Annotated in this window: 13 protein-coding genes; 12 read left to right on the top strand and 1 reads right to left on the bottom strand. The window is 69.7% G+C overall.

Annotated features, from left to right (window positions below; translation table 11 throughout):
• Positions 1-16: 16 nt before the first annotated feature.
• From ACFT32_RS40285 to ACFT32_RS40255, 7 genes are all read left to right on the top strand, one after another.
• A complete protein-coding gene (locus ACFT32_RS40285; protein WP_382499099.1) occupies positions 17-811 on the top strand; it encodes a cell division protein FtsQ/DivIB in 795 nt (264 codons plus the stop codon).
• A gap of 288 nt (positions 812-1,099) precedes the next feature.
• Complete coding sequence (gene ftsZ / locus ACFT32_RS40280; RefSeq protein WP_189729071.1) at positions 1,100-2,293, top strand: cell division protein FtsZ; 1,194 nt, start codon at positions 1,100-1,102, stop codon at positions 2,291-2,293.
• Positions 2,294-2,303: 10 nt separating this feature from the next.
• Complete coding sequence (gene pgeF / locus ACFT32_RS40275; protein ID WP_382499097.1) at positions 2,304-3,035, top strand: peptidoglycan editing factor PgeF; 732 nt, start codon at positions 2,304-2,306, stop codon at positions 3,033-3,035.
• A gap of 6 nt (positions 3,036-3,041) precedes the next feature.
• A complete protein-coding gene (locus ACFT32_RS40270) occupies positions 3,042-3,761 on the top strand; it encodes a YggS family pyridoxal phosphate-dependent enzyme (RefSeq protein WP_382499095.1) in 720 nt (239 codons plus the stop codon).
• 129 nt (positions 3,762-3,890) lie between these two features.
• Entirely contained in the window at positions 3,891-4,532 is a 642-nt protein-coding gene (locus ACFT32_RS40265) for a cell division protein SepF (RefSeq protein ID WP_184596554.1), read from the top strand.
• Between the two features lie 59 nt (positions 4,533-4,591).
• Positions 4,592-4,876: a YggT family protein gene (locus tag ACFT32_RS40260; protein ID WP_115908676.1), complete on the top strand. Its 285-nt coding sequence runs from the start codon at positions 4,592-4,594 to the stop codon at positions 4,874-4,876.
• A gap of 56 nt (positions 4,877-4,932) precedes the next feature.
• On the top strand, positions 4,933-6,060 hold the full coding sequence (locus ACFT32_RS40255; RefSeq protein ID WP_382499093.1) for a DivIVA domain-containing protein: 1,128 nt from the start codon (positions 4,933-4,935) through the stop codon (positions 6,058-6,060).
• A 203-nt stretch (positions 6,061-6,263) separates the two neighbouring features.
• On the opposite strand, the gene ileS is transcribed toward ACFT32_RS40255, so the two are convergent.
• Complete coding sequence (gene ileS / locus ACFT32_RS40250; RefSeq protein ID WP_382499091.1) at positions 6,264-9,407, bottom strand: isoleucine--tRNA ligase; 3,144 nt, start codon at positions 9,405-9,407, stop codon at positions 6,264-6,266.
• Positions 9,408-10,021: 614 nt separating this feature from the next.
• On the opposite strand from ileS, the gene ACFT32_RS40245 reads away from it, so the two are divergent.
• The 5 genes from ACFT32_RS40245 to ACFT32_RS40225 all read left to right on the top strand — a co-directional run bounded on the left by ACFT32_RS40245 (position 10,022) and on the right by ACFT32_RS40225 (position 15,551).
• Complete coding sequence (locus tag ACFT32_RS40245) at positions 10,022-11,488, top strand: TraR/DksA C4-type zinc finger protein (RefSeq protein ID WP_382499088.1); 1,467 nt, start codon at positions 10,022-10,024, stop codon at positions 11,486-11,488.
• Between the two features lie 267 nt (positions 11,489-11,755).
• Complete coding sequence (lspA, locus tag ACFT32_RS40240) at positions 11,756-12,412, top strand: signal peptidase II (RefSeq protein WP_382499086.1); 657 nt, start codon at positions 11,756-11,758, stop codon at positions 12,410-12,412.
• 45 nt (positions 12,413-12,457) lie between these two features.
• Positions 12,458-13,402: an RluA family pseudouridine synthase gene (locus ACFT32_RS40235; RefSeq protein ID WP_215122043.1), complete on the top strand. Its 945-nt coding sequence runs from the start codon at positions 12,458-12,460 to the stop codon at positions 13,400-13,402.
• A complete protein-coding gene (locus ACFT32_RS40230) occupies positions 13,399-13,869 on the top strand; it encodes a GNAT family N-acetyltransferase (RefSeq protein ID WP_382499084.1) in 471 nt (156 codons plus the stop codon). The genes ACFT32_RS40235 and ACFT32_RS40230 overlap by 4 nt, the downstream gene beginning before the upstream one ends.
• Positions 13,870-13,964: 95 nt before the next feature.
• Positions 13,965-15,551, top strand: coding sequence for a Na+/H+ antiporter (locus ACFT32_RS40225; RefSeq protein WP_382499081.1), 1,587 nt, complete (start codon positions 13,965-13,967; stop codon positions 15,549-15,551).
• Positions 15,552-15,599: the final 48 nt, after the last annotated feature.

Genomic DNA, 15,599 nt, shown 5'->3' with positions numbered 1-15,599 from the left:
CGGAAGGCAGGGGAGCGTGGCCGGATCGACCACCGCCGAGCGCGGTGAACGCCAGCAGAAGTCGTCCGGCCCGCCGCTCCGCCCGCGGTCGAGGCGGGCCCGGCTTCGTGTGATTGTCATCCTGGGCCTCGCCCTGGTCTTCCTCGGTTTCCCGACGGTATGGCTGTTCTACGGCTCCGACTGGCTGCGTGCCGAGCGCGTCTCGGTGTCGGGCACCAGGGTCCTGACACCGGCTCAGGTCCGGGCCGCCGCCGACGTTCCCCTCGGGAAGCCGCTGATTTCCGTCGACACCGAAGCGATCGAGTCACGACTGCGCCGGAAATTGCCCCGAATTGACTCGGTTGACGTGGTCCGTTCCTGGCCCGAGGGAATCGGGCTGAAAGTGGTCGAGCGGACTCCGGTTCTGATTGTCCAAAAGGGCGGAAAGTTCGTCGAAGTGGACGATGAAGGTGTCCGTTTCGCCACGGTGTCCGAGGCCCCGAAAGGCGTGCCCGCACTGGAATTGACACTGTCCCGGTCCAGCTCCGCCGCAGCGAGCCTGCGCCGCTTCGGCGAGGCCCGGCTGGTGCGCGAGGCGGTCGTCGTCGCCCGTGCCGTTCCGGCCGCCGTCGCCCGCGGCACACAGGCCGTCAAGGTCCGTTCCTACGACGACATCTCGCTGGAGTTGAGGGACGGCCGCACGGTCGTCTGGGGCAGCAGCGAGAAGGGCGCGGTCAAGGCCCGTACGCTCACCGCCCTGATGAAAGCCTCGCCCGGCGCGCGTTACTTCGACGTGAGTGTCCCCACCGCGCCCGCGTCATCAGCGAGTTGACGCACATCCGCGCAGGCCAGCACCCTGGTTGGGCAGTGCTACGGCTGATCACATAGGGTGAAAAGAAAAACGGGAGGTTCGGCGTGTTCGTTGAACGTGCGCCACTTGTCGACTTAGTGTCCTGTTCAGAAGACTCCAAGGAACAGACACACTGGTAACCCTAAACTTCAGGGTTAGGGTTCGGGTCGGCGATACGGACCGTCCCATTCGGCATCAGTCGTCGGGTCGCGGGGCGCAGCGCGTCACGCTGATTCGGCGACACGTAACTCGAGGCGAGAGGCCTTCGACGTGGCAGCACCGCAGAACTACCTCGCAGTCATCAAAGTCATCGGTGTCGGCGGCGGTGGTGTCAATGCCATCAACCGGATGATCGAGGTCGGTCTCAAGGGCGTCGAGTTCATCGCCATCAACACCGACGCGCAAGCTCTGTTGATGAGCGACGCCGACGTCAAGCTGGACGTCGGCCGTGAACTCACCCGCGGACTCGGCGCCGGAGCCAACCCGGCCGTGGGCCGCAAGGCCGCCGAGGACCACCGCGAGGAGATCGAGGAGGTCCTCAAGGGGGCCGACATGGTCTTCGTGACAGCCGGTGAAGGCGGCGGCACCGGCACCGGCGGCGCGCCCGTCGTGGCCAACATCGCCCGCTCGCTCGGCGCTCTCACCATCGGTGTGGTCACGCGCCCGTTCACCTTCGAGGGGCGGCGCCGCGCGAACCAGGCCGAGGACGGCATCGCCGAGCTCCGCGAAGAGGTCGACACCCTCATCGTCATCCCGAACGACCGGCTGCTGTCCATCTCGGACCGCCAGGTCTCGGTGCTGGACGCCTTCAAGTCGGCCGACCAGGTCCTGCTCTCCGGTGTCCAGGGCATCACCGACCTCATCACCACCCCCGGCCTCATCAACCTCGACTTCGCCGACGTCAAGTCGGTCATGTCCGAGGCCGGCTCGGCGCTGATGGGCATCGGCTCGGCGCGTGGCGACGACCGTGCGGTGGCCGCGGCCGAGATGGCGATCTCCTCGCCGCTGCTGGAGGCGTCCATCGACGGCGCCCGCGGCGTGCTCCTCTCCATCTCCGGCGGCAGCGACCTCGGTCTGTTCGAGATCAACGAGGCCGCCCAGCTGGTTTCCGAGGCCGCTCACCCCGAGGCCAACATCATCTTCGGTGCGGTGATCGACGACGCCCTCGGCGACGAGGTCCGGGTCACCGTGATCGCGGCCGGCTTCGACGGCGGCCAGCCGCCGTCCAAGCGGGACAACGTCCTCGGCTCGTCCTCGGCCAAGCGTGAGGAGCCGGCCCCGGCGCGGCAGACCGAGAGCCGCCCGTCCTTCGGCTCGCTCGGCAGCGTGACCCCGAAGGAGGACCCGGAGCCCGCTCCGGAGCCGGTCAACGACATCCCGGTCGCCCCGCCGGTCCCGCCGGCGCCGCGGACCTACTCGGACAGCGCGGCCGAGGAACTGGACGTACCGGACTTCCTCAAGTGATCCTTCAGTGGTGATAGGACAGCGCGAAAGCGTGAGCGGCGCGCACTTCGGCTTCACCGACCGGTGGGGCGGAGTGAGCGCCGCTCCGTATGAGGAGCTCAATCTCGGCGGAGCGGTCGGCGACGACCCCGCCGCCGTACGCGCCAACCGGGACCTGGCCGCCAAGTCCCTGGGCGTCGAGCCGGACCGGGTGGTCTGGATGAACCAGGTGCACGGGGCCGACGTGGCGGTGGTGGACCGGCCGTGGGGATCTTCGTCCGAGATCCCGTCGGTCGACGCGATCGTCACGGTGAAGCGGGGGCTCGCCCTCGCCGTGCTCACCGCGGACTGCGTGCCGGTCCTGCTCGCCGACCCGGTCGCCGGGATCGCCGCGGCGGCCCACGCGGGCCGGCCCGGCATGATCGCCGGGGTCGTCCCGGCCGCGCTACGCGCGATGACCGAACTGGGTGCCGAGCCCTCCCGGATCGTCGCCCGCACCGGGCCCACCGTCTGCGGCCGGTGTTACGAAGTGCCCGGGGCGATGCGCGCCGAGGTGTCCGCCGTCGAGCCGGCGGCGTACGCCGAAACCAGTTGGGGCACTCCGGCGGTCGACGTGAGTGCCGGGGTGCACGCGCAGCTCGAAAGGCTCGGGGTGCGCGACCGGGCGCAGTCTCCGGTGTGCACGCTGGAGTCGGACGATCACTTCTCGTACCGCCGCGACCGGACCACCGGTCGACTCGCGGGCTATGTGTGGCTGGACTGATGGGGCATGACGGACCGTAAGGACGAACTCGCCGCGAATCTGGCGAAAGTCGAGCGACGCATCGCCGACGCATGCGCGGCCGCCGGGCGGGGACGCGAGGAGGTGACCCTGATCGTGGTCACCAAGACCTATCCCGCGAGCGATGTGCGCGTGTTGTCGGAACTAGGGGTGCGGCATGTCGCCGAGAACCGCGACCAGGACGCGGCCCCCAAGGCCGCCGCCTGTGCGGATCTGCCCCTTTCATGGCACTTCGTCGGTCAACTCCAGACCAACAAGGTCCGATCGGTGGTCGGTTACGCGGACTTCGTGCAGTCCGTCGATCGTTCCAAGCTCGTCACAGCTCTGTCGAAGGAAGCCGTCCGGTCCGGGCGTGAACTGGGGTGCCTCATCCAGGTCGCGCTCGATGCCGGGGAGAGCGCGAGGGGTGAGCGGGGAGGCGTGGCTCCCGGCGGGATCGAGGAGTTGGCCGGCCTCGTGGCCGAGGCGCCGGGGCTGCGGCTCGGCGGACTGATGACCGTCGCGCCGCTCACCGGCGAGTATGCGGGACGCGAACAGGCGGCGTTCGAGCGGTTGGTGGTTTTGTCGACCGACCTGCGCCGGAGTCATCCGACTGCCACCATGGTCTCGGCAGGGATGAGTGCGGACCTCGAACAGGCCGTGGCGGCCGGAGCGACACATGTGCGCGTCGGCAGCGCGGTACTCGGAGTCCGCCCCAGGCTCGGGTAACGTCGCCAAGAAGTCGGACCACAGCAGAAAATATGGTCATTGCCGCCGATAGGCGGACTCAAGGACCTCGTGGATCGCAGGCACTTGGCAGTCGTCAGCAGATCCACCACAGAGCGGAGGACTCAGAGCATGGCCGGCGCGATGCGCAAGATGGCGGTCTACCTCGGCCTCGTGGAGGACGATGGGTACGACGGCCGCGGATTCGACCCCGACGACGACTTCGAACCCGAACTGGACCCGGAGCCCGAGCGGGACCACCGACGGCACGAGCCGTCCCATCAGCCGCACGTCTCACATCAGCCCCAAAGGGACGAAGAGGTACGAGTCGTACAGCCGTCCGTGCCTCGCGAACCGGCCCCTCGTTCCGCTTCGCTCCCCGCGGAATCCGGACGCCCGGCGCGTATCGCGCCCGTGGCATCCATCACACAAGAACGCGCAAGTCTGGAGAAGAACGCACCGGTGATCATGCCCAAGGTCGTGTCCGAACGAGAGCCTTACCGGATCACCACACTCCACCCACGGACCTACAACGAGGCCCGTACCATCGGGGAACACTTCCGTGAAGGCACTCCGGTGATCATGAATCTGACTGAGATGGATGACACAGATGCGAAGCGACTTGTCGACTTTGCGGCTGGCCTGGTGTTTGGTCTTCACGGCAGTATCGAGCGGGTGACGCAGAAGGTGTTCCTGTTGTCGCCTGCTAACGTCGATGTCACGGCGGAGGACAAGGCCCGCATCGCAGAGGGCGGGTTCTTCAACCAGAGCTGAGACGCACCACCGGAAACAGCAGTACCCAGCAGGGCACAGGGGAGAGGGAAGCGCAGGTCATGAGCGTGGTTTTGGATGTCATCTACATCGCGCTGATGTGCTTTCTCATCGTGCTCATCTTCCGGTTGGTCATGGACTATGTCTTCCAGTTCGCCCGCTCATGGCAACCCGGCAAGGCGATGGTGGTCGTTCTGGAGGCCACCTACACTGTCACTGATCCACCGCTCAAGCTTCTGCGGCGGGTCATTCCGCCGCTGCGTCTCGGGGGCGTGGCGCTAGACCTGTCCTTCTTCGTACTGATGATCATCGTCTACATCCTGATCTCGATCGTGAGCCGGCTGTGATGAGCGATGTGACCTACCGTCTTGCCGAATGCCGACGACTACGTTGAGGTGAAGAGATGCCGTTGACCCCCGAGGACGTGCGGAACAAGCAGTTCACGACCGTCCGCCTCCGAGAAGGCTATGACGAGGACGAGGTCGATGCCTTCCTCGATGAGGTCGAAGCCGAACTGACCCGTCTGCTCCGCGAGAACGAGGACCTGCGCGCCAAGCTGGCCGCGGCCACGCGCGCTGCTGCCCAGAACCAGCAGAACATGCGCAAGCCTCCGGAGCCCCAGCAGGATCAGCAGCAACAGCAGCAGCAGGGCATGCGCGGTCCGGGTGGTCCCGTACCCGCCGGCATATCGGGCCCGCCGCAGCAGCAGATGGGTGGCCCCATGGGTGGTCCGCCCCAGCTGCCGAGCGGTGCCCCGCAGCTGCCCGCCGGTCCCGGCGGTCAGGGTGGTCCGCAGGGTCCCGGTCCGATGGGCCAGGGTCCGGGCGGTCCGGGCCCCATGGGCCAGCCCCCGATGCAGCAGCAGATGGGTGGCCCGATGGGCGGCCCCATGGGCGGTCCGATGGGCGGCCCCGGTCAAGGAGGCCCCGGTGGCGACAGCGCCGCCCGTGTCCTCTCGCTGGCCCAGCAGACCGCCGACCAGGCGATCGCCGAGGCCCGTTCCGAAGCCAACAAGATCGTCGGGGAAGCGCGTTCGCGTGCCGAGGGTCTGGAGCGTGACGCCCGTGCCAAGGCCGATGCCCTGGAGCGGGACGCGCAGGAGAAGCACCGCGTGGCGATGGGCTCCCTGGAGTCCGCTCGCGCCACGCTGGAGCGCAAGGTCGAGGACCTGCGCGGCTTCGAGCGCGAGTACCGCACGCGCCTGAAGTCGTACCTGGAGTCGCAGCTGCGCCAGCTGGAGACCCAGGCCGACGACTCGCTGGCTCCGCCGCGCACTCCGGCTGCCGCGTCCCTCCCGCCGTCCCCGGCGCCTTCCATGGCTCCGGCCGGCGCGAGCGCCCCGTCCTACGGCGGCGGCAACCAGACGATGGGCGGCCCCCCGTCGCAGTCCGGTCCGTCCTACGGCGGTCAGCAGCAGATGTCTCCGGCGATGACCCAGCCGATGGCGCCTGTGCGTCCGCAGGGCCCGTCGCCGATGGGTCAGGCGCCCTCGCCCATGCGGGGCTTCCTGATCGACGAGGATGACAACTGACGGCCTGATGGCCAGTAGTACGGCGTAGGCATCGGCAGCGTTCAGGGCGAGGCCCCGGGTTGATCCCGGGGCCTCGCCCTTTGCCATGCCTGTACGTGTTGCCATGCCTGTTCGTCCGCACGCAACCGCGTTCGTGCGTACGCAACGCCGAAGGCCCGGTCCCGCCAAGATCTTTGGGCGGGGCCGGGCCTTCGGCCTGAGCGTTACGCCTTGCGCAGGCGGAACGTCAGGGACAGACCCTCGTCGGTGAAGGGCTCGCCGTAGGCGTCGTCCGCCTCGCCCTGAGCGAAGTCCGTGGCGAGGACCTCGTCGGCGATCAGGCCGGCGTGGCCGGTCAGGGCCGCGGCCGTCGCCTCGTCCGTGGCGGTCCAGCGCAGCGCGATGCGGTCGGCCACGTCGAGGCCGCTGTTCTTGCGGGCCTCCTGGATCAGCCGGATCGCGTCACGGGCCAGGCCCGCACGCCGGAGTTCCTCCGTGATCTCCAGGTCGAGGGCGACCGTGGCACCCGAATCCGACGCCACCGACCAGCCCTCGCGTGGCGTCTCCGTGATGATCACCTCGTCGGGGGCGAGCGTGACGGTCTCGCCGTCGACCGCCACCGACGCCGTGCCCTCGCGCAGGGCCAGGGACAGGGCGGCCGCGTCCGCGTTCGCGATGGCCTTGGCCACGTCCTGGACGCGCTTGCCGAACCGCTTGCCCAGTGCGCGGAAGTTGGCCTTGGCCGTGGTGTCGACCAGGCTGCCGCCGACGTCGCTCAGTGTCGCGAGCGATTCGACGTTCAGCTCCTCCGTGATCTGGGTGCGCAGTCCGGAGTCCAGCGCGTCGAAGCCCGACGCGGCGATCAGGGCGCGGGACAGCGGCTGACGCGTCTTGACACCCGACTCCGCGCGCGTGGCACGGCCCAGCTCCACGAGCCGGCGCACCAGCACCATCTGCTTCGACAGCTCCGGGTCGATGGCCGTGAGGTCCGCCTGCGGCCAGGAGGACAGATGGACCGACTCCGGGGCGCCCGGGGTGACCGGAACGATCAGGTCCTGCCAGACCCGCTCGGTGATGAACGGGGTCAGCGGGGCCATCAGCTGCGTCACCGTCTCGACGACCTCGTGCAGCGTGCGCAGCGCCGCCTTGTCGCCCTGCCAGAAGCGGCGACGGGAGCGGCGGACGTACCAGTTCGACAGGTCGTCGACGAACGCGGACAGCAGCTTGCCGGCGCGCTGGGTGTCGTAGGCGTCGAGGGCCTGGGTGACCTGGTCGGTGAGCGCGTGCAGTTCGGACAGCAGCCAGCGGTCCAGCACCGGGCGGTCGGCCGGGGCCGGGTCGGCCTCGGACGGGGCCCAGCCCGACGTACGGGCGTACAGGGCCTGGAAGGCGACCGTGTTCCAGTAGGTGAGGAGCGTCTTGCGGACGACCTCCTGGATGGTGCCGTGGCCGACTCGGCGGGCCGCCCAGGGGGAGCCGCCGGCCGCCATGAACCAGCGGACCGCGTCGGCGCCGTGCCGGTCCATGAGCGGGATGGGCTCCAGGGTGTTGCCCAGGTGCTTGGACATCTTGCGGCCGTCCTCGGCGAGGATGTGGCCGAGGCAGACCACGTTCTCGTACGACGACTTGTCGAAGACCAGGGTGCCGACCGCCATCAGCGTGTAGAACCAGCCGCGGGTCTGGTCGATGGCCTCGCAGATGAACTGCGCCGGGTAGCGGGCCTCGAAGGTCTCCTTGTTCTTGTACGGGTAGCCCCACTGCGCGAACGGCATCGAACCCGAGTCGTACCAGGCGTCGATGACCTCGGGCACGCGCGTGGCCGTGCTGCCGCACCCGTCCTGCGGGCAGGCGAAGGTGACCGCGTCGATGTAAGGGCGGTGCGGGTCCAGGCCCGACTGGTCGGTGCCCGTCAGCTCGGTCAGCTCGGTGAGGGAGCCGACGCAGGTGAGGTGGTCGTCCTCGCAGCGCCAGATGGGCAGCGGCGTGCCCCAGTAGCGGTTGCGGGACAGCGCCCAGTCGATGTTGTTGTCCAGCCAGTCGCCGTAGCGGCCGTGCTTGACCGTGTCCGGGAACCAGTTGGTGTTCTCGTTCTCCGTGAGGAGACGGTCCTTGATCTCCGTGGTGCGGATGTACCAGGAGGGCTGCGCGTAGTAGAGCAGCGCGGTGTGGCAGCGCCAGCAGTGCGGGTAGCTGTGCTCGTACGGGATGTGCCGGAAGAGCAGGCCGCGGCTGTCGAGGTCCTCGGTGAGCTTCTCGTCGGCCTTCTTGAAGAAGACGCCGCCGACGAGCGGGACGTCCTCCTCGAAGGTGCCGTCCGGGCGGACCGGGTTCACGACCGGCAGGCCGTAGGAGCGGCAGACCTTGAGGTCGTCCTCACCGAAGGCGGGGGACTGGTGGACCAGACCCGTGCCGTCCTCGGTCGTGACGTAGTCGGCGTTGACCACGTAGTGGGCCTCGGCCGGGAACTCCACCAGCTCGAACGGGCGCTGGTACGTCCAGCGCTCCATCTCGGCGCCCGTGAAGGTCTGGCCGGTGGTCTCCCAGCCCTCGCCGAGGGCCTTGGCGACGAGCGGCTCGGCGACGACGAGCTTCTCCTCGCCGTTCGTCGCGACGACGTAGGTGACCTCGGGGTGGGCGGCGACCGCCGTGTTGGAGACGAGAGTCCAGGGCGTGGTTGTCCACACCAGGAGCGCGGCCTCGCCGGCGAGCGGGCCGGAGGTGAGCGGGAAGCGGACGAACACGGACGGGTCGACGACCGTCTCGTAGCCCTGCGCCAGCTCGTGATCGGACAGACCCGTGCCGCAGCGGGGGCACCAGGGGGCGACGCGGTGGTCCTGGACCAGCAGGCCCTTGTTGAAGATCTCCTTCAGCGACCACCAGACCGACTCGATGTACGCGGGGTCCATGGTGCGGTAGGGGTCGTTGAGGTCGGTCCAGAACCCCATGCGGGTGGTGAGCTCTTCGAAGGCGTTGGTGTGCCGGGTCACCGACTCGCGGCACTTCGCGTTGAACTCGGCGATGCCGTACGCCTCGATGTCCTGCTTGCCGGAGAAGCCGAGCTCCTTCTCCACCGCCAGCTCCACCGGGAGGCCGTGGCAGTCCCAGCCGGCCTTGCGGGCGACGTGGTAGCCGCGCATGGTGCGGAACCGGGGGAAGACGTCCTTGAAGACGCGGGCCTCGATGTGGTGGGCGCCGGGCATGCCGTTGGCGGTGGGCGGGCCCTCGTAGTAGACCCACTCCGGGCGGCCCTCGGACTGCTCCAGGCTCTTGGTGAAGATCTTCTGCTCGTCCCAGAAGGCGAGCACGGTGTGCTCGAGGGCGGGCAGGTCGACCTGGGCGGGTACCTGGCGGTACGTCGGCGATGTCATCAGCGGGCTTCCTCCGGCGGACTTGCTGCCTTCCGTCCGGAGGGACGAGAGCTACGTCATTGCCTGCGCCGCCTTCGGCGCGCTCCCGCGGTACCACCCTCCTTGGCCCTCCGGTGCGGGGTGTGCGCCGGTGAGCCCCCTCATTGGGGTCGCGATGCCGGCTCTACTGGCCGCTGCTGTTCGCTACGGCTTTCTTCCGGCGGCTCCGGGGTGATCTTCACGTCGCGCTGGCCCCCGGGCTTCCACCGTCCCCGGGTCGCTCTGGGCTGCGTACGCCGCTACTCGTCCCCATCCACGCTTTTCGCTCCGCCCAGTGTACGGCGCCGGGCGGACAGCGGCCGACCGCTTTTCGGGGCCGCCGGGGAGGGGGTGGCGCAAGAGGTGTCTTTTGGGTTTGATGACCCGAATGGAGTGGTATAGGTGTTCGGATCCTGGGACGTCCGGCTCGGCGGATTACCGGGCGGGGAGCTGGGCACAACGGATGCAGGTTCGCCGCGCGGCATGCGCGAGGCGGGCGAATCGGGCGGTGTGCCCCGTTGCCGCGGGACTCAAGTCGATTTATCGTCCCAGCACGATTCGCGAGCAAGATCACAATATGTGAAGGGGCCGCGGCCATGGTGGCGAAGAAGACCGCCGTACAGCAGCCGGCGTCCGGCAGGTCCGCGGAGGCCTCCGGCGGTGCGCCCAAGGACCCGGGCGGGAAGAAGACCGCCCAGGGCGGCTCGGCGGGGCGGGCGGCGAAGGGGGCGACCGAGAAGGCGGCCGAGGGGACGAAGGCGGCTGTCACCAGGACCAAGGCGGCGGTCAAGAAGGTGACGGCCAAGAAGACCGCGGCGGGAAAGGCCGTTGCCAGGAAGGTCGCGGCGAAGAGGGCGGGAGCCAAGGGGCCGGGCGAAAAAACGGAGGCCGGGGAGACCGCGGTCGAGAAGACTGGGGCCGGCAGGGCTGAGGTCGAGAAGGCCGCGGCAGAGAAGGCTGAGGTCGAGAAGGCAGGGCTCGAGAGGACTGGGGCCAAGAAGGCAGGGCTCGAGAGCACTGCGGCCAAGAAGGCGGGGACCAAGAAGACGGCGGTCGGGAAGGCGACGGCCAAGAAGGCCGCGGCCGACAAGGCCGCGGGCGCGAAAGCCGCGGGCAAGAAGGCGGCGGCCAAAAAGGCAGCTGCCGATGCTGAGCAGAAGGCCGCCGGTGAGAAGGCGGCTGCCGGCGAGGTCGGGGAGCAGAAAGCCGCGGGCAAGACGGCGGCTGCCGGCGAAGTCGGGGAGCAGAAAGCCGCGGCCAAGAAGGCGGCTGCTCATGAGACGGCAGGGAAGAAGGCTGCTGTCGGCGAGAGCGCGGGGAAGAAGGCAGTGGCAAAGAAAGCCGCTGTCGGAGAGGTCGCGGAGAAGAAGGCCGCGGTCAAAAGGGCGAAGGCCGCCAAGGCTGTCGCTGCTGAGAAGGGCGTCGGGGCCGAGGGCGTGCGCGCCGGAGGCAAGAGCACCACCACGAAGAGCGCGGCCGGGAAGGGCACTGCCCGGACCGGAGCGGTCACACAGGACAAGGCCGGGAACAGCACGGCCGAGAAGGCGGGCGCGGCCGAGGCCGCGACGCAGACAGGAGCGACCACGGTGGGTGCGAAGAAGACTCCTGGCGCGGCGACGGCGGCCAAGACCGCCGTCCCGAAGGCACGGGTCGCCGCGGCGGAGCCCGGTGAGCTCGCGGTACGCCCCGGTGAGGACCCCTGGACGGAGGCGGAGGTCGAGGAGGCGCGTGCCGAGCTGACGTCCGAGGAGACCCGGCTGCGTGAGGAGATCACGTCGTCGGAGCGCTCGCTCGCCGGTCTGATGCGCGACTCCGGGGACGGAGCGGGCGACGACCAGGCGGACACCGGCACCAAGAACATCACCCGCGAGCACGAACTGGCCCTGGCCGCCAACGCCCGCGAGATGCTCATCCAGACCGAGCGCGCCCTGGACCGCCTCCACTCGGGCACCTACGGCCTGTGCGAGAACTGCGGCAACGCCATCGGCAAGGCCCGGATGCAGGCCTTCCCGCGGGCCACGCTGTGCGTGGAGTGCAAGCAGAAGCAGGAGCGCAGGTACTGACCGACGGCCGAATGCCGCCTGAGCACGTGGGGCGCACACGGTGTGTCGTACCCTCGTCCCTAGGGCCTGTCCGACACATTCCCGCCTGCCCCGCGACGCCTGGCACGCGCGCTCGTCGCGTTGCCGAAACGCCCACGTGGCTCCGCCACGAGAGCGCTCCGGCGCCTTGCGATCGCACGCACCAGACGCCGCGGGCCCCGCCCTTCGGGCGGACGACGGGAATGTGTCGGACAGGCCCTGGTCAGGCACCTAGGTTGAGGGACTCACGTGGCAGAGGCGGAGCGCATCATCGGTACGCCGGACACACCGGATGCCGCCGGGGACGGGCAGGAGCGGCCCGAGGACGCGGCGTCGGGCGAGCGCGCCGACTCCGAGGGCACCCGGGCCGCCGGAGAGCCCGGCACGGGTGAGCCGGAGGCCACGGACGCGCGGCCCCGGGGCAAGCGCCGTATCGCGGTGCTGTTCGCCGTCGCCTCGTTCGCGTACGCCCTCGACCTGATCACCAAGATGATCGTGGTGGCCAAGCTGGAGCACCACCCGCCGATCGAGATCATCGGGGACTGGCTGAAGTTCGAGGCGATCCGCAACGCGGGTGCTGCCTTCGGCTTCGGCGAGGCCTTCACGGTGATCTTCACCATGATCGCGGCGGCGGTGATCGTCGTCATCGCCCGGCTCGCCCGCAAGCTCTACAGCCTGCCCTGGGCGCTCGCGCTCGGAATGCTGCTCGGCGGTGCGCTGGGCAATCTCACGGACCGGATCTTCCGGGCGCCGGGTGTCTTCGAGGGCGCGGTCGTGGACTTCATCGCGCCCAAGCACTTCGCCGTCTTCAACCTGGCCGACTCGGCGATCGTGTGCGGCGGCATCCTGATCGTGCTGCTGTCGTTCAAGGGGCTCGACCCGGACGGCACCGTCCACAAGGACTGACAGGCGCCGTACGGGGCTGTCGGACCCGTCCGGCATACTCGACGGGTGAGCACGATTCCCGAGATCCGCACCCTGCCCGTGCCCGACGGACTGGAGGGCGAGCGCGTCGACGCCGCCATCTCCCGCATGTTCGGCTTCTCCCGGACCAAGGCGGCCGAACTCGCCGCCGCGGGGAAGGTCACGGTCGACGGGTCGGTGGTCGGCAAGTCGGAGCGTGTCCACGGCGGCGCCTGGCTGGAGGTCGAGATGCCGCAGGCGCCCGCGCCGGTGCAGGTGGTGGCCGAGCCGGTCGAGGGCATGGAGATCGTGCACGACGACGATGACGTGGTCGTGATCGTCAAGCCGGTGGGTGTCGCCGCGCACCCGTCGCCGGGCTGGACCGGGCCGACCGTCATCGGGGGCCTGGCCGCCGCCGGGTACCGGATCTCCACCTCCGGTGCCGCGGAGCGCCAGGGCATCGTGCACCGCCTCGACGTCGGCACCTCCGGGCTGATGGTCGTGGCCAAGTCGGAGTACGCGTACACGTCCCTGAAGCGCCAATTCAAGGAGCGCACGGTCGACAAGCGGTACCACACGCTCGTCCAGGGCCACCCCGACCCGACCAGCGGCACCATCGACGCGCCCATCGGCCGTCACCCGCACCACGACTACAAGTGGGCGGTCACCGCCGAGGGCAAGGCGTCCGTCACGCACTACGACCTCATCGAGGCCTTCCGTGCGGCATCGCTCCTCGATGTGAAGCTGGAGACCGGCCGCACCCACCAGATCCGCGTCCACATGGCCGCCCACCGGCACCCCTGCGTCGGCGACCTGACTTACGGCGCCGACCCGACGCTGGCCAAGCGCCTCGGCCTGACGCGGCAGTGGCTGCACGCGGTGCGTCTCGGCTTCGAGCACCCCGGGGACGGGCAGTGGGCGGAGTTCTCCTGCGACTACCCGGAGGACCTGCAGAAGGCCCTGGACCAGGTCCGGGAGGAGACGTACGCATGAGCACCGCGCGGTATGCGGTGCGTGTCGCGGAGGACCCCGCCGACCGTGAGGCGTGCTTCGCGGTGCGCAAGGAGGTCTTCGTCGGCGAGCAGGGCGTGCCGGAGGACCTCGAGTACGACGCGTACGACGCGGGGGCGGTGCACGTCCTGGCCGTTCAGGAGGACGGCGTGCCGCTCGGGACCGGGCGGCTGCTGTACGGCGAGGCGGCCGTGGCGCAGACCGGGGCCGGCCCGTCCGTGGGCTCGCTGGGCCGGCTCGCCGTGACCGGCCGGGCGCGCGGGCTCGGAGTCGGGGTCGTCCTGGTGCGGGCCATCGAGGACGCCGCACGCGCGCGTGGACTCGTGGCCGTGGACCTGCACGCCCAGACGCACGCGCTCGGCTTCTACGCCCGGCTCGGCTACGAGGCGTACGGGCCGGAGTACCTGGAGGCGGGCATCCCGCACCAGGGGATGCGGCGTTCGCTGTAGCCGCTCGCCGCGGGTGCCGAAACGGTTTGTCCGTGCAGTTGCGTGGCAGGCTTGAGGTCAGTCGTATGACCGTCTGACCTCCCGGAGCGCTGACCGTGGATCAGTTGGCCCTGTTGTTCGTGCTGCTGCTCGGGGCCGTGATCAGCGTCCCGGTCGGGGACCGGCTGGGGATGCCCGCGCCGGTGCTGATGACGCTCCTGGGCATAGTCCTCGCGCTGCTCGAGTTCGTACCGAACGTCGAGATCCCGCCGGACCTCATCCTGCCGCTGCTGCTGCCGCCCCTGTTGTACGCCGCCGTGCGCCGTACGTCATGGCGGCAGTTCGCGGCGAACAAGAGACCGATCTTCCTGCTGGCCGTGGCCCTGGTGTTCGTCACCATGGCCTGCGTGGCCGCCGCGGCCGACGCGATCGTGCCGGGGCTGCCGCTGGCCGCGGCGTTCGCGCTCGGTGCGCTGGTCGCGCCGCCGGACCCGGTCGCGGCGACCGCCGTCGCCGGGCAGCTGGGGCTGCCGCGCCGGCTGGTGTCGATCCTGGAGGGCGAGGGGCTGTTCAACGATGTGACGGCCATCGTCCTCTACCACGTGGCGATCGCCGCCGCCGTCAGCGGGACGTTCTCGCCCTGGCAGGCCGGGCTCGATCTGGTGCTGTCGGCCGTGGTGGGGGCGGCCGTGGGCATCGGGCTGGGCTGGGGCGCGAACAAGCTGATGGAACTCCTCGGGGACGCGACCCTGCAGATCGGGCTGACCCTGCTGGTGCCGTACGCCTCTTACGTCATGGCCGAGGAACTGCACGGCTCCGGAGTGCTCGCCGTGCTCACCACCGCGGTGTTCCTCGCGGAGTACGGGTCCGACGCCGACGACGTCATGACACGGCTGGCAGGGCACACCTTCTGGAACATCGTCGACACCCTCGTCACCGGCGTCGCGTTCGGGCTGGTCGGCCTCGAGCTGCACAACGCCATTCGCACCGCGTCCGGCCGGTGGGGCGAACTGCTCGGCTGGGCGGCGGTGGTGGTGGCCGTCGTCGTGTTCGTAAGGCTGCTGTGGCTGCTGCCGGCGACCTGGCTGACCAAACGGCTGCACGCGCGGCGGGACTACGACGAGGACATCCCGGTGAGCTGGCGCGAGACCGTGGTCATGTGGTGGTCGGGGATGCGCGGAGTGGCCTCGGTGGCGCTGGTGCTGGCCATTCCGCTGGAGACGGACGCGGGGGCGCCGTTCCCCAACCGGGACGAGCTCATCTTCATCGCGTTCGGGGTGATCGTGGCGACGCTGGTGGTGCAGGGGCTGACGTTGCCGTGGCTGGTGCGGCGGCTGGGCGTGAAGGCCGACACGGACCAGGAGAAGGAACTCGCGAAGGAACTGGCGATCCGGGCGTCCAAGGCGGCGAAGCGGAGGCTGCGCGAGATCGAGGAGGAAGAGGAGCTCCCGGAGGAGTTGTCCGAGCAGATGCTGCGGCGGGCCTTCGACATCGGGGTGCGGATCAGTCCCGAGGTCGCCGAGGACGAGCGGCGGGAGGCTTCCCGGGAGCGCGCGCGGCGGCTGAAGCGGGTGCGGCGGATCCAGCAGGAGATGCTGAGCGCGGCGCGGCACGAGGTGCTGGCGGCGCGGAGTGAGCCGGGGGCCGATCCGGAGGTCGTGGACCGGGTGTTGCGCCATCTCGACGTGCGGTCGATGCGGTGAGTGGTTTCCCGGCGGGGTCTTCGCCGTCGTCGGCTGACGGGTCGTAGG

It is taken from the genome of Streptomyces sp. NPDC057002 (assembly GCF_042673825.1).
GTDB lineage: Bacteria > Actinomycetota > Actinomycetes > Streptomycetales > Streptomycetaceae > Streptomyces.
This window is presented reverse-complemented; position numbering and strand designations above follow the sequence as displayed.